Here is a 20,151-nt window from a genome sequence, read left to right on the forward strand (position 1 = left end):
CATGTCGTTGATCGGGTCAGATCGGGTTAGAGCCGTTGTAGGCTTGGGGGCGACAGGTTTGTCTTGCGTACGCTTTTTAGCCAGTAAAGGTATTGAGTTTTACGTTGTGGATTCCCGTGATAACCCTCCGGGATTAGAGCAAGCGAAGGCTTTATGTCCTGAACGTCGTATTTTTACTGGTGACTTGTCAGTACTTGAAACGCTGGGAGTTTCTGAGCTTTATGTTAGCCCAGGTGTTGCTTTGAAAACGCCCGTTTTGGCTAAATTAGCTGAGCGTGGAGTGGCAATGCGAGGGGATATTGATTTATTTTGTGATTATGTTGATGCTCCTTTCGTCGCCATCACAGGATCTAATGCTAAAAGTACAGTCACAACACTTGTGGCACTGTTGCTGCGGGCCTGTGGTAAAAATGCTAAGGCAGGAGGGAATTTAGGTTTGCCTGCTTTGGACTTACTCTCTCCCGATACTGATTTTTATGTGCTCGAATTGTCCAGTTTTCAGCTCGAAACAACGCATGCATTAAAAGCCGATTTGGCTTGCCTCCTTAATGTCTCAGAAGATCATATGGATCGCTATGATGATTTTTATGAATATCAACGTGTAAAGCAAAAAGTCTATCGGGGCTGCAAAGCTGCGGTATGTAATAAACAAGATATATTAACAGCTCCGCTTTTGGCTGAATCAACCCCAGTTCGTGCTTTCACGACGAAAAGTCCTGACTTAAAAGAGTTTGGTATGTTAAAAAACGGTGATGGTGCGTGGCTTTGCCGTGGTGTTGAGCGTCTTTACCATACTTCTCAAATTGCGCTGAAAGGCTCTCATAATCATGCCAATGTATTGGCTTCATTAGCTATGCTTGAGTTACTTGGTATTGACCTTATGTCAGATGGTATTGCTAAAGTCCTTGGTGAGTTTTGTGGTTTGGCGCACCGATGTGAAACGGTTCGAACTCTTCGCAACGTTACCTTTATTAATGACTCAAAAGGTACGAATGTTGGTGCGACATTGGCGGCTCTTCAAGGGCTTGGTTCTTTAGCAAAGAAAAATATTTTGCTAATTGCCGGTGGTGAAGGAAAGGGGGCTGATTTTAGCGCTTTAACTAAGCCTGTATCTGATTTTGTTCGTATCGTTTATTTGTTTGGTAAAGATGCAGATCGTATCGCAGAGATTCTACCTGTTAATACTCAAGTAAAACGATTTTCTTCGCTCGATGATATTGTATTGAGCGCTTCGCAAGAGGCAAAAGAAAACGACATTGTTTTATTCTCGCCTGCTTGTGCCAGTCTTGATATGTATAAAAATTATGAAGTACGTGGCGAGCATTTTGCTCGACTGGTTTCAGAACTATGACTTGGTTGAAAGTGTTTGATCGCGTTTCTCTTCGTGAATTTATTCAAGTCGACTCTATTTTTATGGCGTCTGTGATTTCTATTCTCGCGTTGGGTTTAGTCATGGTATCTAGCGCATCAATATCAATTTCAGAAAATATTCATGGGCACCCTTATTTTTTTATGGGGCGACAAGGCTTATATCTGATATTAGGATTGATTTTTGGTTGGCTTTTACTTCTTTTGCCAACAAGTCAATTACAGAAGTGGGGCATCCTGATGATGGGGTTGTCTTTGGTTTTGCTTATTTTAGTGTTGGTACCTGGTATTGGTAAAAGTGTAAACGGTAGTCGCCGTTGGATTAATTTAGTGGTGTTTAATTTGCAGGCATCTGAAGTCGCCAAAGTGTGTATGGTGGTTTATGTTTCCGGTTATTTGGTGCGAAGAGCGGATCGAGTAAGAGCTGGTTGGGCGGGCTTTATTCTGCCTCTTAGTCTTTGTAGTATTTTTCTTCTGTTTTTATTGTTTGAGCCAGATTTCGGTGCTTCTGTTGTTTTGCTTGGTACTGTGATGGTGTTGTTGTTTTTAGGTGGTGCTCCTTTATACCAATTTTTACTCTTGATGATGGCTGCTGTGGCTATGTTAGGTGTTGTTGCTATTTCAGAGAGCTATCGCTTAAAGCGATTGATGAATTTTATTGATCCATGGGCTGATCCTTTTAATGAAGGCTATCAATTAAGTCAGGCGCTTATCGCATATGGGCGTGGCGAGTGGTTTGGTCTTGGTTTGGGGAACAGTGTTCAGAAGCTCTCTTATTTGCCTGAAGCGCATACAGATTTTGTGTTCTCCATTTGGGTGGAGGAAACGGGTATGTTTGGTGGCTTGCTGTTGATTTTCTTGTTTGCCGTTATGATTGGTCGAGCGTTTAAAATTGGGCGTAGAGCCATGGATTTGGCTCGACCTTTTGCTGCGTATATGTGCTTCGGTTTTTCCATTTTAATTTTAGCGCAAGTTATTATTAATATAGGTGTAAATACAGGTTTTCTGCCAACGAAAGGACTTACTTTGCCATTGATTAGTTATGGCGGTAGTAGTCTGATTGTAACCTTAGGTAGCTTGTTTGTGATCATGCGTGTTGACGTTGAGAATCGACGCGCTGAAAAAAGCTATCGTGCTGATAAGTTAAGTGACGTGGAAGGGGTGCTTGTATGAGCGATGTAAAAAAAATCGTCATAATGGCTGGAGGAACTGGCGGTCATATTTATCCGGCTTTAGCGTGTGCTCATAACTTTAAAGAAAAGGGATTGGATGTTCAGTGGTTAGGATCTAAAGGAGGGATGGAAGAATCTCTTGTTCCTGAACATGATATTCCTTTGCGCTCTTTGTCTATTAAAGGTGTAAGAGGAAAAGGAGTTTTGGGTTTGTTTGCTGCACCTTTTAGAATCTTGCATGCGATTGGTCAAGCTATTGCTGTTTTGCAAAAGAGTAAACCTGATGTTGTTTTGGGTATGGGCGGTTTTGTTGCTGGACCTGGTGGCGTAGCGGCTCGTATTTTAGGTATTCCTTTGGTCATTCACGAACAAAATGCGATCGCTGGTACAACCAATAAGCTGCTTGCTAAAATTGCCAGCCTTAGGTTGCAGGCTTTCGATGGTGCGCTTCCTAATGGCGTTAGTGTGGGTAATCCTATTAGAAGTAATATTTTAAATCAGTCGATTCGCCCATTGAGAGAGGGTTCTGCACGACCGTTACGTTTGTTGGTTGTGGGAGGCAGTTTGGGTGCCAAGGCAATCAATGATGTTGTGCCTCAGGTTTTGGTTAATTGGCCTTTTTCTCAGCGTTTGGATGTTTGGCATCAAACCGGTAAGCGAAACCTTGATGAGGTTTCTGAGTTGTATAAAAATGCGGGAGTTGAGGCCCGTGTTGAGCCTTATCTAGATAATATGGATCAAGCTTATTATTGGGCCGACATTGTATTGTGTCGTTCTGGTGCGATGACGGTAAGTGAATTGGCTGTTGCTGGATTGCCTTCTATTTTGATTCCATATCCTCATGCAATAGATGATCATCAAACAGCCAATGCGCATTATTTAGAAAAAGTGGGTGCGGCATATTTACTTCCACAACCAGAATTAACATATGAGAAAATTATTACTTTGCTTTCAGGCTTAATTGAAAGTGAAAATGCATTATTAAAAATGGGTGCGCAGGCGAAAAGTGTTGCTCACCCAACTGCTACGCAAGACGTCGTTGCACATTGTTTAAGGTTAATAAAATCATGATAGATAATAAAGTTCAGTACAATATTCCGACTATGCGCCGCATCCAAAATATTCATTTTATTGGTATTGGTGGTGTTGGTATGTGTGGTATTGCTGAGGTCTTGCATAATCAAGGGTATCAAGTATCTGGTTCGGATCTTAAGTCATCTTCTGTGACTGAGCGTTTAGAAGAATTGGGTATTAAGGTTTTTATTGGTCATTTAGAAGAAAATGTCTATGACGCTCATGTCATTGTGGTGTCTACCGCAGTTAACGAAAAAAACCCGGAAATCATTTGGGGTAAAGAGCATCGTATTCCGATTGTTCGTCGAGCGGAGATGCTTGCTGAGTTGATGCGTTATCGTCACGGTATTGCTGTGGCAGGTACTCATGGTAAAACAACGACGACAAGTTTGATGGCGTCGATTTTGGCTGCGACAGGTGAAGCGCCAACTTTCGTGATTGGTGGGCGTTTAACGAGCGCTGGTGCCAATGCTCAGTTAGGAAGCAGCTCTTACCTGGTTGCAGAAGCGGATGAGAGTGATGCGTCTTTCCTTCATTTGCAGCCACAAACCGTCATAGTGACAAATATTGATGAAGATCACATGGATACCTATGGTGGTGACTTTGAGAAAGTGAAACATACTTTTATTGAGTTTATCCATAATTTGCCTTTTTATGGTTTGGCGGTGTTGTGTGTTGATGATGAAAATGTACGAGAAATTTTGCCATCTTTAAGTCGCCCAGTGTTGACCTATGGTATTGATCAAAAAGCGGATTTTTATGCGACGGATATCCTTCAGACAGGGCGCCATTGTGAATTTCTAGCGCATCGACCAGAAGGTGAGCCGCTAAAAATTCGTTTGCCAATGCCGGGTCGTCATAATGTTCTTAATGCGCTTTCAACCATTGCTGTTGCAACAGATTTGGGGGTGGAAGCAACCGCTATTCAAGCCGGTTTAATGGGGTTTGAAGGTGTCGGGCGTCGCTTCCAGGAACAGAAACCCTTATTACTTTCTAATGGTTCTGAAGTGATGTTTGTTGATGATTACGGGCATCATCCGAGTGAGGTTTTAGCGACAATAAAAGCGATTCGTGCGGGCTGGCCTGAAAAAAGATTGGTAATGGTGTATCAACCGCATCGCTATACTAGGACCCGTGATTTGTATGAAGATTTTGTTCGAGTGTTATCACAGGTTGATGTGCTGCTTTTGTTGGATGTTTATGCAGCGGGTGAGGCCTTAATTAACGGCGCTGACAGTCGTTCTTTGTGTGGCAGTATTCGTCAACGAGGTAATGTTGATCCAATTCATGTTGGTAGTGAAGCTGACCTTCGATCTATTTTAAGTAATGTGTTGCGAGAAGGTGATTTGTTGATCACTCAAGGTGCTGGAGATATTGGTTCCGTGTCTAAAAACTTATCTGCAAGTGGTATTTAAAATGTCTCGTACATTAAAAGAATCAGTTATTGCTGTTATTTATGGTGGTCGTTCAGCTGAACGTGAAGTCTCTTTGCAGAGCGGCCCTTTGGTAGCGGAAGGTTTACGCTCAAAAGGATATCAAGTGATTGAGCTTGATTTGTATGGTCCGGGAAAGAATTTAGATCCTGTTGTGCAGCTACAGTCCATTGATTTCGATTTCGCTTTTATTGCGCTTCATGGCGGTGAGGGAGAAGATGGTCGAGTTCAGGCTTTACTTGAAATGCTGGATAAACCATATTCTGGTAGTTCTCCATTAGCGTGTGGTTTAGCTATGGATAAAGTATTAACTAAGCGTTTTTGGCGTGGTATTGGAATACCAACGCCAGCGTATTTGTCTTTTGTTGGGCAAGCCGACGCCGATGTCATTGAAACGAAAATGGCTTACCCGGTTATTGTTAAGCCTTCTAGGGAGGGCTCTACAATCGGTATTAATAAGGCTGTCAATCGCTTGGAACTTGATGAAGCATTGTTGAAAGCACTTGAATACGATTCAGATATCTTGGTTGAAGAGTTTGTCGATGGTCCAGAGTTTACCATTACAGTTATTGATGACGTTGCTTATCCCGCTATTGGGTTGAAGCCGGCACCAGATCACAAGCTTTATGATTATGAGGCTAAGTACGTGGCAGATGATACTGAGTATTTGTTGCCATGCGGACTGAATAGTGATGATGAAAATGAACTTCAGATGCTTGCCCTGGATGCCTATCGGTCGCTTGGTTGTTCTGGTTGGGGGCGAGTCGATATTATGAGGGATCAGGCTGGTGTTTTTTGGGTGTTGGAAGTTAATACTGCGCCAGGTATGACAACTCATAGTCTTGTACCTATGGCGGCAAAATATGTAGGTATTGACTATGCTTCACTTGTTGAGAATATTGCGAAAAATGCTTGGGATCAAGTGGGACGTCATTAGTTTATGAGGATAGCGGCATTAATTGGGGCGATTGTATTGATATTGGTCGCTACTTTTCAAGGCGATGATTCGCCGGATACTTGGTTTGCTATTAAAGAAATTAAGATTAAGGGCGATTTGAAATACTCATCAGAAGATCAGTTGATATCTGACTATTCTTCTTTGTTCGATCAAAGCCTTTTGACGGTGCCGATGGCAGATGTACTGTCTGTTGTATTGTCATCGGAGTGGGTAGCAAGTGCAGAAATTCGTAAAGTTTGGCCAAATACATTGCAGGTGCTTGTCCATGAGTATACTCCTCTCGCATACTGGAGGGATGGGCAGTTAATATCGACTTCAGCCGTTGTCATTTCTCCTGATGAGGTGCCAAGTTTGTCATTGCCAAAACTATACGGTCCTGCTGATTCAAGTGATGTTGTTCTTGAACAATTCGGTCTGATAGGTCAGGTTCTTGCTTCAACCTCTTTACGGATTAATACTCTTACTTTGGAGCCGAGAGGGGCATGGAATATTATCTTTACCAACGGTGTTAAGGTTAAGCTAGGTAGGGAGGGTATTTTAGAAAGATTACAACGATTTATAGCGGTGTATAAAAGTGATTTATCGGGTAGAATAGATCAAATTACATCAGTTGATGCCCGTTACCCACATGGGGTCGCTGTCGGTTGGAAAGAAAATAATTGATATTGGTCTGTTTTGAGGTTTTTGACTATCAAGATTAGAGCAACCATAAACACGTATTGCCGGGAAGGTGAAATGATAGTCGGTTTGGATATAGGCACATCAAAAGTTATCTGTTTAGTTGGCGAAGTTTTAGCTGATGGAGGCTTGGAAATTGTCGGTATTGGCTCTCATAGCTCAAAAGGAATGAAGCGTGGGGTTGTTATCAATATAGAGTCAACAGTTCAGTCTATCCAACGTGCTGTTGAAGAAGCTGAGTTAATGGCAGGTTGTAATATACATTCTGTTTATGTAAGTGTTGCTGGAAGTCATATTCGTAGTTTGAACTCACATGGTATCGTGGCTGTCAAAGACGGTGAAGTTCAGCAAGAAGATATCGATCGGGTGATTGATGCCGCTCAAGCCGTGCCTATTTCTTCTGATCAGCGAGTACTTCATATTTTACCCCAGGAATACCATATTGACTCCCAAGAAGGAATTAAAGATCCGCTGGGAATGTCAGGCGTTCGCCTTGAAGCAAATGTACATTTGATTTCAGGAGCGGTGAATGCCGTAATGAATATTGAAAAGTGTATTAAGCGTTGTGGTTTAGGTGTGGATGGTGTCATTTTATCGCAATTGGCGTCTAGTGAATCTTCATTGAGTGAAGATGAGAAAGATTTAGGTGTGTGCTTGATTGATATTGGTGCAGGCACATCAGATATAGCCGTTTGGATTGATGGTGCATTGCATCATACAGCAGTAGTGCCAGTGGCTGGAGATCAAGTTACAAATGATATCTCTATGGCGTTACGTACGCCAACACAACATGCTGAAGAAATTAAAGTAAAATACGCTTGTGCGATGTCTTCAATGGCCTCTGCAGAACAAGTTTTACAGGTTCCTAGTGTTGGCGATCGTCAACCAAGATCGATTACTCGACATGCTCTAACCGAGGTTGTTGAGGCTAGATATGAAGAAATTTACAACTTAATTTTAGATGAATTGAGGCGTAGTGGGTATGCGGAGCGTATCCCTGCAGGTATTGTAATTACTGGTGGTACGTCGCTTATGGAAGGCGCTGCAGACTTGGCTGAGAAGATTTTTCAAATGCCAATTCGATTATCCGTACCAGATTGTACTAAAGGTATGTCAGGCATTGTCGATAACCCTATATATTCAACAAGTGTTGGATTATTGGCTTATGGTAGTAAAGAGGCTGAAGTAACAGAGATCTCGAAACGGATGATGTCTAAGACGCAAACTAAACGAGAAGCATCGATCCTGGCTCCTAAGGAAATTGGACAGGCCTTCAGTGCAGCGAAGGCTTGGCAGAAACTGAAACATTGGTTTCAGAATTATATCTAGTCAAGGTTGATAGTGAAATTATTGAGGAGCGATAAGCCCATGAACGTCTTTGATTTAGCCGAAGAGAATTTATCTGATAATGCTGTTATTAAGGTTATTGGTGTAGGTGGTGGTGGCGGTAATGCTGTTCGCCATATGCTACAAAACAGATTGGAAGGTGTTGAGTTTATTTGCGCTAATACAGATTCCAAAGCGTTAATAGGATTTGATACAGGAATATCTTTGCAGTTAGGCTCAACAATAACAAAAGGTTTGGGTGCTGGTGCAAATCCCGAAGTAGGCCGAGACTCTGCTTTGGAAGATCAAGAAAAGATTACCCAGCTACTTACTGGTGCTGATATGGTTTTCATTACTGCTGGAATGGGTGGTGGAACAGGGACGGGTGCGGCACCTGTTATTGCTAAAGTGGCTCGAGAATTGGGTATTTTAACTGTCGCTGTTGTTACTAAGCCTTTTCCGTTTGAAGGCCGCCGCCGAGCTAAGGTAGCTGAAGAAGGTGTTAAAGAATTACGTGAAAATGTCGATTCATTAATAACAGTGCCAAATGAACGTCTTTTGCCAGTATTGGGAAAAAATATCTCATTGCTCAAAGCATTTGGTGAAGCGAATAATGTTTTATTTAATGCGGTTCAAGGTATTACAGACCTTATTATGCGCCCAGGTTTGATCAACGTTGACTTTGCAGATGTAAGAACGGTTATGTCTGAAATGGGGATGGCGATGATGGGGACAGGTTCTGCCTCTGGTGATGATAGAGCTAGAGTGGCTGCGGAAGCGGCAATACATAATCCGTTATTGGAAGATATCAATCTTAGAGGTGCGCGTGGCGTGCTGGTAAATATTACAGCGAACGAAGAAGTTGGTTTGTCTGAATTTACTGAGGTTGGTGGGATTATTGAAGAATATGCATCGGAAGATGCTACCGTCGTGATTGGTTGTGCTATTGATCCCAATGTTGGTGATGAAATGCGAGTCACGGTGGTTGCTACTGGTTTAGAGGGTAAGTCGATAGTTGAGCTGAAAGCTGCTGTTGGTGAATCTGTTGTCTCTCAGCCAGTTATAACTAAGGTTGAGCAAGCTGTTGAAAGTCGTGAGGCTGAAGCGGTTATGGCTCAATCGGAGTTAAATCTTGCACCAGAAGCAAAAGTGCAAGTGGTAGAGAAAAGCTTGGGTGAGAAGAGTGAATCTGCGGATTCTACCTCTGAGTCAAGTGGCGATAAATTATCGTATTTGGACATTCCTGCATTTTTGCGTCGACAAGCGGATTAATTTGCGCAAAAAAGATGCAATTTTGAAATGTTGGATTGTATAAAAAATGTCTTATTGGTACTATTTGTAAAGAAGAGTAACCAGTCATAAAATTGTAGGAATATAATGGTACGCCAACACACACTAAAGAATATTATTCGAGCGACTGGAGTCGGTTTACACTCCGGCGAAAAAGTGTATTTGACACTAAAGCCAGCTCCTGTGAATACCGGTATTGTATTTGTTCGCACGGATCTAGACCCTGTTGTTGAGATTCATGGTAATGCGAAATCGGTTGGGTCAACGAATTTTGCTACGGCTTTATGTCAAGGTGATGTGAAGGTTAGTACTGTAGAACATTTGTTATCTGCAATGGCTGGTCTAGGTGTTGATAATGCTTATGTAGAAGTAAGTGCTAGTGAAGTTCCTCTTATGGATGGAAGTGCTAGCCCTTTCGTTTTCCTTCTGCAGTCGGCAGGCTTAGAGGCTCAGAATGCACCGAAGAAATTCATTCGTGTGAAGAAGCCTATTAGGGTTGACGAAGACGATAAGTTTGCTTCAATTGAACCTTACTCCGCTGGTTTCCGTTTGACGTTTACTATCGATTTTCAGCACCCTGCGATAGAGGAAGATGTTCAAAGTACTTCTTTTAATTTTTCAACGACGACATTTGTTAAAGAGATTAGTCGAGCTAGAACCTTTGGTTTCATGAAGGATCTAGAGTACTTTAAGAATAATAATCTTGCTCGTGGCGCAAACATGGATAATGCTATTGTTCTTGATGATTATCGAGTGTTAAATGATGAAGGCTTGCGCTATAAAGATGAGCTAGTTCGTCATAAAATACTTGATGCCATTGGTGATCTTTATCTTCTAGGGCATAGTCTAATTGGCGAATATAAAGCTTATAAGTCTGGGCATGGTTTAAATAATAGGCTTTTATTAGCGTTGATTGAGCAACCTGATGCTTGGGAATATGTTGTTTTTGAAGATGAGTCACAAACTAATCCGATATCCTATGTTGAGCCTGCATTTGCTGGTGCCTAGTGAGTGATTAAATCTTAAGCAGTTTCTTAAAAAACCAGACTTTATGTCTGGTTTTTTTGTATATGGTCCCTTGATATTTCATGTTTTGTCACACATTACCATGATAGACTGTATTTATTACTAATTGGCTATGTTGAGTGCAAGATGTTAGGAAGTGTAATTAAAAAGATTGTCGGTACAAAGAATGACCGAGAAGTAAAACGATATAAAAAAGTCGTTACACAGATAAACCAACTTGAAGAATCTTTTCATAATCTGTCTGATGATGACTTAACTTCAAAAACTGGTAGTTTTCGGGAACGCTTAGAGAGCGGTGAATCTTTAGAATCGATTTTACCTGAGGCTTTTGCGGTTGTTCGAGAGGGTAGTCGTCGTGTAATGGGGATGCGACATTTCGATGTCCAGCTCATTGGCGGTATGGTTCTGAATGAAGGTCGAATTGCAGAAATGCGTACTGGTGAAGGTAAGACGCTAGTAGCAACTTTAGCGGTATACCTTAATGCATTATCATCAAAAGGTGTTCATGTTGTTACAGTAAATGATTATCTGGCTGGTCGTGATGCTAACTGGATGAGGCCTCTTTACGAATTTTTAGACATGAGTGTTGGGGTCGTGTTTTCTGGTCAAGATCGTGATGATAAGAAAGCAGCTTATTTGTGTGACATCACTTACGGTACAAATAACGAATTTGGTTTTGATTATCTTCGCGACAACATGGTTTTTCGTTTGGAAGATAGAGTTCAGCGTGAGTTGAATTTTTCTGTTGTGGATGAGGTCGATTCTATTTTAATCGATGAAGCCAGAACGCCGCTTATTATTTCTGGTGCTGTTGAAGATAGTTCGGAACAATATCGAAAAATTAATCTGCTGGCGCCACTTTTGATTAAGCAAAAGGATTCTGAAGTTGAAGGCGAAGAGCCTACTGGGCATTATGTTTTTGATGAATCTCAGCGCAGCATAGAATTGACAGAAGAAGGTCATTCATTTGTTGAAAGTTGGTTGGTAGAACAAAATATGTTGGGCGAAGGAGAAAGTCTCTATGCGGCTGCTAATCTGTCTTTGTTGCACCATGTTCATGCCTGCTTAAAAGCACATGTTATTTTTAAGAAAGACGTTGATTATGTTATTCAAGGTGACCAAATTGTTATCGTTGATGAGCATACGGGTCGTACTATGGCTGGGCGTCGCTGGTCTGAAGGTATCCACCAAGCGGTTGAAGCAAAAGAAGGTGTGACTATTCAAGCTGAAAGTCAGACACTAGCATCAACGACCTTTCAAAACTATTTCCGTTTGTATGAAAAGCTGTCTGGTATGACTGGTACGGCAGATACGGAGGCGTTTGAGTTTCAACAAATTTATGGTTTGTCTGTCATCGTTATTCCAACTAACCGTCAGGTGCAGCGTAAAGACTTCAATGATTTAATTTATATGTCTACGGAAGATAAATTTGAAGCCATTGTGTTGGATATCGAAGATATCGTAAAGCAAGGTCGTCCTGTTCTTGTTGGTACAGCATCTATTGAATATTCAGAATTGTTATCGAACTATCTCAATAAAAAAGATGTTAAGCATAATGTATTAAATGCTAAGCAGCATGAGCGTGAAGCTGAAATTGTTGCTGATGCTGGGCGTCCAGGTGCTGTGACCATAGCGACAAATATGGCGGGACGTGGTACGGATATCGTTTTGGGTGGTAACTTGCAAGTTGAGTTGGCTAAGCTTGGCGAAAGTGCAAGTCAAGAAAGTATTGATGCTCTTAAGGCTGATTGGGCATTGCGAAATGAGTCTGTTTTATCTGCCGGTGGTTTGCATATTATTGGTACTGAGCGTCATGAGTCTCGTCGTATTGATAACCAGCTTCGTGGTCGTGCAGGTCGTCAAGGTGATGTTGGGTCGTCTCGTTTCTATCTTTCCTTAGAAGATAATTTAATGCGTATCTTTATGTCTGATCGCATCAAAAAAATGATGATGTCGCTTGGTATGGAGAAAGGTGAAGCGATCGAGCATAAGATGGTTTCAAATGCGATTGAGAAAGCTCAGCGTAAAGTGGAAGGTCGTAACTTTGATATTCGTAAGCAGCTACTAGAATATGATGATGTTGCTAACGATCAGCGTCAGGTTATTTATCGTCAGCGCTTTGAAATGATGGTTTCTGAAGACTTGTCTGGTGCTGTTACTGCGATGAGAGAAGAAGTTGTTTCCGATCTTATTGATGAGTTTATCCCGCCACAAAGTATCTTTGATATGTGGGACCTTGAAGGTTTGGAAGAGAAGATTCGTAATGAATTTAGTCTATCGCTTCCTATTGTTCAATGGGTTGAGGATGATAAAAAGCTTTATGAAGAACCATTGCGTCAGAAAATTCTAGACAGTTTTGTTAGTGATCATAAGCTTAAAGAGCAAACCGCTGGAGAGAAAGGGTTCCGCTCTTTTGAAAAGCAAGTGCTTCTTCAAGTGTTGGATACGCTTTGGAAAGAGCATCTTCAGACAATGGATATGCTGAGGCAAGGTATTCATTTGCGTGGTTATGCTCAAAAAAATCCGAAGCAAGAGTATAAGCGTGAAGCGTTTGAGTTATTTCAAGGTTTGCTTGAGCAGATAAAATTTGAAGTGATTCAAATTATTACTCGTGTAAAAGTTCAATCAGCTGATGAAGCTGAAAAAATTGAAGAAGCTCGTCGGCAACAAGAAGAGAAAACCACTATGAATATGGTGCATGACTCTTTGGCTTCACCCTCTGAACCTTCTGCTGATCCTGCTACGGATCAAGAGTATCCAAAGGTTGGTCGTAATGAGCCTTGTCCTTGTGGTTCAGGCAAAAAATACAAGCATTGTCATGGTAGTCTTGCTTGATTTGAGTAAGTTTAATTGGAGAAAGCTTAAATGGCAGTAGGGTTACATGAATTTCCTCTAATCCCTGAAATTAAAGGGGTTAGGATAGGAGTTGCAGAAGCGGGAATTAAAAAGCCTAATAAGAAAGATGTTGTTATCTTCGAATTGTGTGAAGGTGCTTCTGTTGCGGGCGCTTTTACTCAAAATGCTTTTTGTGCAGCCCCTGTGCGACTTTGTCAGAAGCATTTGGCAACAACAAATGCTCGTTATTTATTGATAAATACAGGCAATGCAAATGCTGGTACAGGTAAGTCTGGTGTTGAAAATGCGTTAAAAACTTGTGTGGCTTTGTCGTCTCAAGTAGAAATGGATTTCGAAGCTGTTTTACCTTTTTCTACTGGTGTTATTGGTGAGCCTTTGCCTGTTGAGAAAATCGTTGCGGCTATTCCTACTGCATTGGCGAATTTGTCTGGTGACAATTGGCGCTCTGCTGGTTTGGGTATTATGACAACTGATACCCTGCCAAAGGGTTCTGTTCGGACTTTTAATTTTGATGGTCGTACCTATTCTATTGCTGGTATCTCAAAAGGTGCTGGCATGATTCGCCCTAATATGGCGACAATGCTTGGTTATGTTTGCAGTGATATAGCAATGAGTGTTGATGTGCTTCAATCTGTTTTGAAGGATGTTGTTAATAAAAGCTTTAACCGTATTACAGTGGATAGTGACACTTCAACAAATGACTCCTGTATTGCTGTAGCCACTGGATTGGCGGGTAATGAAATAGTTACATCAGTTGATGACCCATTGGCTCAGGCCTTTTTGGTTGCTTTCACAGAAGTGATGCAAGAGCTGGCTCACGCTATTGTCAGAGACGGTGAGGGGGCGACAAAATTCGTTACGGTTGAGGTTGTTGGTGCTTTAAAAATTGAAGATTCGACTAAGGTCGCTTTTGAGATAGCTCACTCCCCATTGGTAAAAACGGCCTTGTTTGCTTCTGATCCAAACTGGGGCCGTATATTAGCTGTTGTTGGTCGAGCTGGAGTTGAAGATTTGGATGTGGATCGTGTTCAGCTTCATATTAATGGTTTTGAAATTGCTCGCGATGGTTGTCGTTCTCCTGATTATCTTGAAGAGCATGGTAAGCAAGCCATGGAGCCAGAAGAGATACATATCCGCTTGGATCTAGGTATGGGTCAACAGTCTGATATTGTTTGGACCACGGATTTTTCTCATGAATATGTCACTATTAATGCTGAGTATCGTACTTAATGTTGGTTAAAGTGGCTGCCGGAATTATACTTCGTGATAATAAGGTGTTTATTGCTCTTAGGAAATCTAATCAGCATCAAGGTGGTTTATGGGAGTTTCCAGGAGGTAAGTGTGAGTCTTCAGAGCCTGCTTCCATTGCGCTATTTAGAGAGTTGAAAGAAGAGTGTGGTATTTCTGTCACAGATTGTGCTCTTTTTGAGAAAATCTCCCATGACTATGGTGATAAGCAGGTTGAGCTTTTCTTTTATAAAGTTACTGGTTTTGATGGTGACCCGGTAGGGAAAGAAGGGCAGGAAGTCCGTTGGGTGGCTATTGGTGATTTATTGTCTTATGAGTTTCCAGAAGCTAATATGTCTATTGTGACTGCGCTTATGAATGCCTAGTAATTGGCATTTAACTTTTTAAAAAGAGCTTCATTATGAAGCTCTTTTTTTATCTTTAATTTAATATTTGGGCTAAGAGTTTGCGAACGACGCTTGGTTCAAACGGTTTCCCGCAAATAGCGTCAACGCCTTCTTGTGCGATGTTTGAAAGTTGGCTATCTTCAGAATTTGAGCTGACCATCAAAATAGGGATATGAGCTAGTTCTGGGTCTTGTCTAACAGATTCAGTTAGCTCTCTACCATCCATTTCTGGCATGTTGTAATCAGTAACGATTAAATCAAACTCTGATTGAGCAAGTAGTTCAATTGCTTCCTTACCATTTTCGGCAAACTGTATGTCTTCTATTCCCATTGAATTTAGTGTTTTGCTTATGTGCTTACGAGCCATTCGACTATCATCAGTTACTAATACTCGAAGTGTTCTAGGGTCGAATATTTCTAAGTTGATTTCTTCTTCCACGATTAAATCTAGGGTGGCGTGAATAGCACGCAGAAGATCTTTTGGATTAAATGGTTTTGGTAGAATGGCTAATACACCAGATTGCCTTAGGTGCTCTAGATTGTCTCTATTTCTTTCGCTGGAAATCAACATAAAGCATTGATTTTCAGTGGCTTTGTTTGCTTGAATTCTGTCAATTAGTTCATTGGCAGAACCGTCAGGAAGATACATTGATGAAATAACAAGATCTGGTGGAAAAGAGCTTAAAGATTCTATTGTCTCTTGGATGTTATTTGCGTACTCGATTTGTTTTATGCCTGCATCTTTTAAGGCTTTGGTAATGATTTTTTTTTGGGTGTCGGAAGGTTCTACAAGAAGAAAAGAGAGGTCGCCGATTGCTGTATAAGAATCCATTGGTTAAGCTACCTAATTTATCGATACTGGTAGCTTTGCTTTAATAGCTACTTTTTCTGATTAATGATTGTTAATTCTTTTATAATAAATAGGTTAACATGTTTTATCCAATTTTTTGTGAGGTCGAGACAATAAATGTCTACAGCAAGCGCGTGCCATATTTTAGTGAAAACAAAAGCGGAAGCGGAATCAATTAAGTTGAAATTAGATAAAGGTGCGGATTTTTATAAGTTGGCAAAACAGTTTTCAACGTGCCCTTCTGGGAAGAAGGGAGGGGATCTTGGTGAGTTTCGTAAGGGTGATATGGTTCCGGCCTTTGATAAGGCTGTGTTTGGTGGGCCCTTATTGAAAATTCAGGGTCCTATTAAAACACAGTTTGGTTTCCATCTCATTAAGGTGTTATATCGATCTTAAGTGAATTTAAAAAAAGGAAGTAGGTATGAGTCATCCAATTCAATTAGATGAGTTTTATTTTGTTGCTCCACAATTGTCTAAAGAAGATTTTTCTGCTTTAAAAGAGCAAGGGTTTGAGCGAATTATTAATAATCGCCCTGAGTTAGAATCAGAGGATCAGCCACCTGGAAAAAGCCTTCAAGAAGCTGCTGAGGTGCTGGGTCTTGAATATATTAGTAACCCTATTGATTTATCAAAACTTTCTCAGGAACATGTTTTTTTTCAAGACGCGGCTTTATCTACGATGAAAAAGACCCTGGCTTTTTGTCGAACAGGAACGCGTTCATCGGTTTTATGGGTGTTGATTAATAATTCTCGAGGCGGGAGTTATGATGATTTGTCTGCGCATGTGTCTAGTAAAGGCTTTGATCTTACTCGATGTGTTTCAGCAATGACGCCTTTGTTAAAGAAATAGGCTGGTAAAGAGTGTAAAAGTGCCGCTTGATTTTGAGTTGGTTTTTTTGAGCGCTAGTATTGGGAAATTATGGTTAGTCGTCCGTCATTAGAAACAGCTACAGCGTCTGATCCAGATCGTTTTGTGGAACCGTTGGAGCTTGGGAAACGCGTGAAAGCGATACGTTTGGCTAAAGGTTGGACGTTAGAGGAAGTGGGTAAGAGAACTGGTATTGCTCGTTCTACATTGTCTAAAATTGAAAATGATCAGGTTTCACCTAGTTTTACAATTGTTCAGAAGTTAATTAATGGTTTAGAAATGGACTTGCCTCAGTTGTTTGTTGAGGCAAGTGAGTATTCGATTGCCGGTAGAAGAGATATAACTCGCAAGGGAAAAGGAGAGCCGCATCCAACTGCCACTTATGAGCATGAGCTTTTAAACTATTCAATTAGTCGTAAGAAAATGGTGCCTTTTAAAACTAAGGTGCGAGCAAGGTCTTTTGCTGAGTTTAAAGAATGGGTTCGCCATGACGGTGAAGAGTTTCTTCTTGTTTTACAGGGTACAGTTAATTTTTTCTCTGAACTCTATGAGCCGATTGAATTAAAAGAAGGTGATAGTGTGTATTATGACGCGAGTATGGGTCATGCCGTTGTTTCCTTATCGGCAAAAGATGCAGAGATACTGTGGGTGGTTGCACGTTAAATATTATAAAAATGACAGATAATTGAAAGGTTGTGGAAAGCTATGAAAGAGTGGGAATTGACGAGTTGGAGAGAGAGAGAGGCTTTGCAGCAGCCGGTTTATCCTAACGTAGAGCATTTAGCTCAAGTTGAGAAGTCTTTAGAAAAAATGCCACCGCTTGTTTTTGCAGGCGAAGCGCGACAATTAAAAAAAGCATTAGCTCAAGTGGCTAATGGGCAGTCATTTCTGCTGCAGGGTGGCGATTGCGCTGAAAGCTTTGCTGAATTTCACGCAAATAATATTCGTGACACGTTTAAAGTTATGTTGCAGATGGCGGTTGTGCTTACTTATGCTGGTAAGTGCCCAGTTGTAAAAGTGGGGCGAATGGCGGGTCAATTTGCTAAACCTAGATCTGCTGGTATGGAAGTGATCGATGGTATTGAGTTGCCTAGTTATCGAGGCGACATTATTAACGGTATTGAGTTTACTGAGCAGGCACGGATTCCTGATCCTGAACGACTGGTTCAAGTTTATAATCAAAGTGCTTCTACTATGAATTTACTTCGAGCGTTTGCTCAAGGTGGATTTGCAGATTTACATCAAGTACATCAATGGAACTTAGACTTTTTAAACACGAGTCCTGCAGGTGATCGTTTTCACGGCGTTGCAGGTAAAATTGATGATGCGTTGCAATTTATGGAAGCTTGTGGAATAGGTCCTGGCTTGGGGCAGTTGAAAGAGACTGAGTTTTATACTTCTCATGAAGCTTTATTGTTGCCCTATGAGCAAGCGTTAACACGCCAAGATAGTTTGACCGGTGATTGGTATGATTGCTCTGCCCATATGTTATGGATTGGTGACCGTACTCGTCAATTAGATGGCGCACATGTTGAATTTTTGCGTGGAGTGAAAAATCCGATTGGTGTTAAAGCTGGGCCTTCTATGGACCCTGAAGATTTAGTTCGTTTATGTGATGTATTGAACCCAGACAATGAGTCGGGTCGTTTGAACGTTATTGTTCGGATGGGAGCGGATAAGGTCGAAGATGGAATGCCAAAACTGATTCAAGCCATTCAGAAAGAAGGTAAGAATGTAGTTTGGAGTAGTGACCCAATGCATGGTAATACGGTGAAGGCATCAACGGGTTATAAAACACGCCGTGTTGATGATGTGTTAAAAGAGGTCCAGCAATTTTTCCAAGTGCATAATGCAGAAGGTACTTATGCCGGTGGTGTTCATTTTGAAATGACAGGTCAGAATGTGACAGAATGTGTTGGTGGTTCTTTTGAGGTTACTGAGGCAGATTTGGCAGACCGATATCACACTCATTGTGATCCACGACTGAATGCGGATCAGTCTTTGGAATTGGCTTTCATGATTTCTGAGACGCTTAAAAAATCGAGAGCTTAAGCTTTTATTTAAATTGATTTTTGAAACCAAAAAGCCCCAGTTGTGAAGTAATCAGCTGGGGCTTTTTAGTATGTTTTATTTGAAATTAACTTTTTCGTCGACGGAACGCTGATGTGGCTGATTTTGATGTTACGTCAACCTTCGCCATAATAAGGGCCATTTCTTCTGCTTCAGCTTGTTGCTGACTTTTTAATTTTTCCTCGCGCTCTTTCTTTGAAGCTCTTTCAGCTTCATTTAGCATTTTTTGAATACTGGCTTTGCTTTTTGTGCGAGCGGGTGCCTTTTTTTTCTCAACAACCAAGGATGTGGGTGTATCTAGTCTTTCTTCGCCAATGAGCTCTCCGAAGAAGGATTTAGTGGTTGGAGTCGGTTCAAGTGTTTTTTTTGGGAGCGCTACTGTTTTTTTTACCGCAGTTTTTCTTGTTTTTTTAGGTTGTTCTGCTGTGGATACGCCATTGGCGTCAAACAGTGCTTTTTTACCAGTATTTAGGTTTACCGCTTTTTCAGCTGTTTGCGCTATTTTGTAACCGCGTAAGCTTTCACCATTATAAATTGAGATGTAATCAGTCTCTAATTCATAAAGTTCTTGTTTGTCACTTGTTTCGAAAAGCTCTTCAACGACAAATGCTTCAACGCCATTCTCCCTAATGTCATTGTATAAAGGAAAGTCTAAACCTTCATTTGTAGCTTCAATGTATTGTTCAAAACGTTGGAAGCCACTGTTAAAAGAAGTGCCAATGTAATGCTTTCCGGTAATGTTATTCGTGATCTTAAAAACGACCAAAATCGTGCCTCTTGCGTAATATCTTTTAAATAGCATATAAGCTCCATTTACCTAAGGTAGCCCAAAGGTAAGTGGGGTTTATAAAAAAAAAATAGGGTTTAGTGTTTTATGACGATGTTGAGACCGTCTCGAACATTTAGATGAACATTTTCAACTCGCAGGTCTTGCGCTATTAGGCGGTTGACTTGGTTGACAGCAATGTCGCTGTTTTCTTTTGGGTCTAGAACTCGTCCTTGCCAAAGGGAGTTATCGATAATAATAAGTCCACCAGATCTAACGAGCGGTAGTACTGCTTCGTAATAGTTTAGGTAGTTGCGCTTATCAGCATCAATAAAGACAAAGTCGAATTCCCCTTCAAGGGATTCAATCGTATCGAGGGCGGGTCCAAAAATCGCAGTGATTTTTTTTCCGTATTCGCTACGGTCAAAAAAAGATTGAGCAAACTCAATAGCTCTTGGGTTTGTTTCGCAGCAAATAAGTTTGCCATCATCAGGCATGCCTTCTGCAATTGATAACGCGGAATAGCCTGTAAACATACCTATTTCAAGAGCACGTTTAGGCTTAGCTATCTTTGCTAGAAGTTTTAATGTGCGACCAATCGTTTTTCCTGACAATTTGTTTGGATAGCCCATATCTGAATAAGTCTTTTCAACTAGTTCAATTAATAGGTCAGGTTCTGCTTGAGTTGTCTCAATGCAGTAGTCGTCAAGATTATTAGGATGCATATTGCCTTTTGGTAAGTAGAGTCTGTATGAAACAAACGCTAATTTTACTCTGAGTAC

Annotated in this window: 19 protein-coding genes; 16 read left to right on the forward strand and 3 right to left on the reverse strand. The window is 41.1% G+C overall.

Going from position 1 to position 20,151, the window contains the following annotated elements; genetic code table 11:
- Position 1 precedes the first annotated feature (1 nt).
- The 12 genes from murD (at position 2) to mutT (ending at position 14,794) form a co-directional block, all read left to right on the forward strand.
- The gene (murD, locus tag MUS1_RS11140) at positions 2-1,351 is read left to right on the forward strand and encodes a UDP-N-acetylmuramoyl-L-alanine--D-glutamate ligase (protein ID WP_036162499.1); all 1,350 of its coding nucleotides are present in this window, start codon (positions 2-4) and stop codon (positions 1,349-1,351) included.
- Positions 1,348-2,541, forward strand: coding sequence for a putative lipid II flippase FtsW (gene ftsW, locus MUS1_RS11145; RefSeq protein WP_036162501.1), 1,194 nt, complete (start codon positions 1,348-1,350; stop codon positions 2,539-2,541). The genes murD and ftsW overlap by 4 nt, the downstream gene beginning before the upstream one ends.
- The gene (murG, locus tag MUS1_RS11150) at positions 2,538-3,611 is read left to right on the forward strand and encodes an undecaprenyldiphospho-muramoylpentapeptide beta-N-acetylglucosaminyltransferase (protein WP_036162503.1); all 1,074 of its coding nucleotides are present in this window, start codon (positions 2,538-2,540) and stop codon (positions 3,609-3,611) included. Before ftsW ends, murG begins: the two co-directional genes overlap by 4 nt.
- Entirely contained in the window at positions 3,608-5,029 is a 1,422-nt protein-coding gene (murC, locus tag MUS1_RS11155; protein ID WP_036162505.1) for a UDP-N-acetylmuramate--L-alanine ligase, read from the forward strand. The genes murG and murC overlap by 4 nt, the downstream gene beginning before the upstream one ends.
- Before the next feature lies 1 nt (position 5,030).
- The gene (locus tag MUS1_RS11160; RefSeq protein WP_051436224.1) at positions 5,031-5,984 is read left to right on the forward strand and encodes a D-alanine--D-alanine ligase; all 954 of its coding nucleotides are present in this window, start codon (positions 5,031-5,033) and stop codon (positions 5,982-5,984) included.
- Positions 5,985-5,987: 3 nt separating this feature from the next.
- Positions 5,988-6,668, forward strand: a complete 681-nt coding sequence (locus tag MUS1_RS11165) for a cell division protein FtsQ/DivIB (protein ID WP_036162508.1) — start codon at positions 5,988-5,990, stop codon at positions 6,666-6,668.
- Positions 6,669-6,740: 72 nt separating this feature from the next.
- Positions 6,741-8,012 carry a cell division protein FtsA gene (gene ftsA, locus MUS1_RS11170; protein ID WP_036162510.1) on the forward strand — a complete coding sequence of 424 codons (1,272 nt, stop codon included), beginning with the start codon at positions 6,741-6,743 and terminating at the stop codon, positions 8,010-8,012.
- Positions 8,013-8,051: 39 nt separating this feature from the next.
- A complete protein-coding gene (gene ftsZ, locus MUS1_RS11175) occupies positions 8,052-9,281 on the forward strand; it encodes a cell division protein FtsZ (protein WP_036162513.1) in 1,230 nt (409 codons plus the stop codon).
- A 105-nt stretch (positions 9,282-9,386) separates the two neighbouring features.
- Positions 9,387-10,307 carry a UDP-3-O-acyl-N-acetylglucosamine deacetylase gene (gene lpxC, locus MUS1_RS11180; protein WP_036162514.1) on the forward strand — a complete coding sequence of 307 codons (921 nt, stop codon included), beginning with the start codon at positions 9,387-9,389 and terminating at the stop codon, positions 10,305-10,307.
- 144 nt (positions 10,308-10,451) lie between these two features.
- Complete coding sequence (gene secA / locus MUS1_RS11185) at positions 10,452-13,160, forward strand: preprotein translocase subunit SecA (protein WP_036162516.1); 2,709 nt, start codon at positions 10,452-10,454, stop codon at positions 13,158-13,160.
- Between the two features lie 30 nt (positions 13,161-13,190).
- Positions 13,191-14,411, forward strand: coding sequence for a bifunctional glutamate N-acetyltransferase/amino-acid acetyltransferase ArgJ (gene argJ / locus MUS1_RS11190; RefSeq protein WP_036162517.1), 1,221 nt, complete (start codon positions 13,191-13,193; stop codon positions 14,409-14,411).
- Positions 14,412-14,422: 11 nt separating this feature from the next.
- Entirely contained in the window at positions 14,423-14,794 is a 372-nt protein-coding gene (gene mutT, locus MUS1_RS11195; RefSeq protein ID WP_245595799.1) for an 8-oxo-dGTP diphosphatase MutT, read from the forward strand.
- A gap of 55 nt (positions 14,795-14,849) precedes the next feature.
- On the opposite strand, the gene MUS1_RS11200 is transcribed toward mutT, so the two are convergent.
- Positions 14,850-15,647 carry a response regulator gene (locus tag MUS1_RS11200; RefSeq protein ID WP_036162521.1) on the reverse strand — a complete coding sequence of 266 codons (798 nt, stop codon included), beginning with the start codon at positions 15,645-15,647 and terminating at the stop codon, positions 14,850-14,852.
- Positions 15,648-15,782: 135 nt separating this feature from the next.
- On the opposite strand from MUS1_RS11200, the gene ppiC reads away from it, so the two are divergent.
- The 4 genes from ppiC (at position 15,783) to MUS1_RS11220 (ending at position 18,585) form a co-directional block, all read left to right on the forward strand.
- Positions 15,783-16,061 (forward strand): peptidylprolyl isomerase PpiC, encoded by a 279-nt coding sequence (gene ppiC, locus MUS1_RS11205; protein ID WP_036162524.1) that lies wholly within the window; start codon positions 15,783-15,785, stop codon positions 16,059-16,061.
- A gap of 25 nt (positions 16,062-16,086) precedes the next feature.
- The gene (locus tag MUS1_RS11210) at positions 16,087-16,515 is read left to right on the forward strand and encodes a protein tyrosine phosphatase family protein (RefSeq protein ID WP_036162527.1); all 429 of its coding nucleotides are present in this window, start codon (positions 16,087-16,089) and stop codon (positions 16,513-16,515) included.
- A gap of 69 nt (positions 16,516-16,584) precedes the next feature.
- Positions 16,585-17,196: a helix-turn-helix domain-containing protein gene (locus MUS1_RS11215; protein ID WP_036162529.1), complete on the forward strand. Its 612-nt coding sequence runs from the start codon at positions 16,585-16,587 to the stop codon at positions 17,194-17,196.
- Between the two features lie 42 nt (positions 17,197-17,238).
- On the forward strand, positions 17,239-18,585 hold the full coding sequence (locus MUS1_RS11220; RefSeq protein ID WP_036162533.1) for a class II 3-deoxy-7-phosphoheptulonate synthase: 1,347 nt from the start codon (positions 17,239-17,241) through the stop codon (positions 18,583-18,585).
- A gap of 85 nt (positions 18,586-18,670) precedes the next feature.
- Here the strand turns inward: MUS1_RS11220 and MUS1_RS11225 are convergent, their stop codons facing one another.
- Positions 18,671-19,405, reverse strand: a complete 735-nt coding sequence (locus tag MUS1_RS11225) for a GIY-YIG nuclease family protein (protein WP_245595800.1) — start codon at positions 19,403-19,405, stop codon at positions 18,671-18,673.
- Between the two features lie 62 nt (positions 19,406-19,467).
- Positions 19,468-20,094 carry an O-methyltransferase gene (locus MUS1_RS11230; protein WP_036162534.1) on the reverse strand — a complete coding sequence of 209 codons (627 nt, stop codon included), beginning with the start codon at positions 20,092-20,094 and terminating at the stop codon, positions 19,468-19,470.
- Positions 20,095-20,151: the final 57 nt, after the last annotated feature.

Source organism: Marinomonas ushuaiensis DSM 15871 (genome assembly GCF_000521805.1).
In the GTDB taxonomy this organism is placed as follows: domain Bacteria; phylum Pseudomonadota; class Gammaproteobacteria; order Pseudomonadales; family Marinomonadaceae; genus Marinomonas; species Marinomonas ushuaiensis.

What these genes read in the sequence shown, in the direction of transcription:
- secA (WP_036162516.1), top strand. Translation starts at nt 10,452, where the DNA reads ATGTTAGGAAGTGTAATTAAAAAGATTGTCGGTACAAAGAATGACCGA.
- MUS1_RS11215 (WP_036162529.1), top strand. Translation starts at nt 16,585, where the DNA reads ATGGTTAGTCGTCCGTCATTAGAAACAGCTACAGCGTCTGATCCAGAT.
- MUS1_RS11210 (WP_036162527.1), top strand. Translation starts at nt 16,087, where the DNA reads ATGAGTCATCCAATTCAATTAGATGAGTTTTATTTTGTTGCTCCACAA.
- murC (WP_036162505.1), top strand. Translation starts at nt 3,608, where the DNA reads ATGATAGATAATAAAGTTCAGTACAATATTCCGACTATGCGCCGCATC.
- MUS1_RS11230 (WP_036162534.1), bottom strand. Translation starts at nt 20,094, where the DNA reads ATGCATCCTAATAATCTTGACGACTACTGCATTGAGACAACTCAAGCA.
- argJ (WP_036162517.1), top strand. Translation starts at nt 13,191, where the DNA reads ATGGCAGTAGGGTTACATGAATTTCCTCTAATCCCTGAAATTAAAGGG.
- ftsZ (WP_036162513.1), top strand. Translation starts at nt 8,052, where the DNA reads ATGAACGTCTTTGATTTAGCCGAAGAGAATTTATCTGATAATGCTGTT.
- ftsA (WP_036162510.1), top strand. Translation starts at nt 6,741, where the DNA reads ATGATAGTCGGTTTGGATATAGGCACATCAAAAGTTATCTGTTTAGTT.
- ftsW (WP_036162501.1), top strand. Translation starts at nt 1,348, where the DNA reads ATGACTTGGTTGAAAGTGTTTGATCGCGTTTCTCTTCGTGAATTTATT.
- MUS1_RS11165 (WP_036162508.1), top strand. Translation starts at nt 5,988, where the DNA reads ATGAGGATAGCGGCATTAATTGGGGCGATTGTATTGATATTGGTCGCT.
- lpxC (WP_036162514.1), top strand. Translation starts at nt 9,387, where the DNA reads ATGGTACGCCAACACACACTAAAGAATATTATTCGAGCGACTGGAGTC.
- ppiC (WP_036162524.1), top strand. Translation starts at nt 15,783, where the DNA reads ATGTCTACAGCAAGCGCGTGCCATATTTTAGTGAAAACAAAAGCGGAA.
- murD (WP_036162499.1), top strand. Translation starts at nt 2, where the DNA reads ATGTCGTTGATCGGGTCAGATCGGGTTAGAGCCGTTGTAGGCTTGGGG.
- MUS1_RS11160 (WP_051436224.1), top strand. Translation starts at nt 5,031, where the DNA reads ATGTCTCGTACATTAAAAGAATCAGTTATTGCTGTTATTTATGGTGGT.
- murG (WP_036162503.1), top strand. Translation starts at nt 2,538, where the DNA reads ATGAGCGATGTAAAAAAAATCGTCATAATGGCTGGAGGAACTGGCGGT.
- MUS1_RS11200 (WP_036162521.1), bottom strand. Translation starts at nt 15,647, where the DNA reads ATGGATTCTTATACAGCAATCGGCGACCTCTCTTTTCTTCTTGTAGAA.
- MUS1_RS11225 (WP_245595800.1), bottom strand. Translation starts at nt 19,405, where the DNA reads ATGCTATTTAAAAGATATTACGCAAGAGGCACGATTTTGGTCGTTTTT.
- MUS1_RS11220 (WP_036162533.1), top strand. Translation starts at nt 17,239, where the DNA reads ATGAAAGAGTGGGAATTGACGAGTTGGAGAGAGAGAGAGGCTTTGCAG.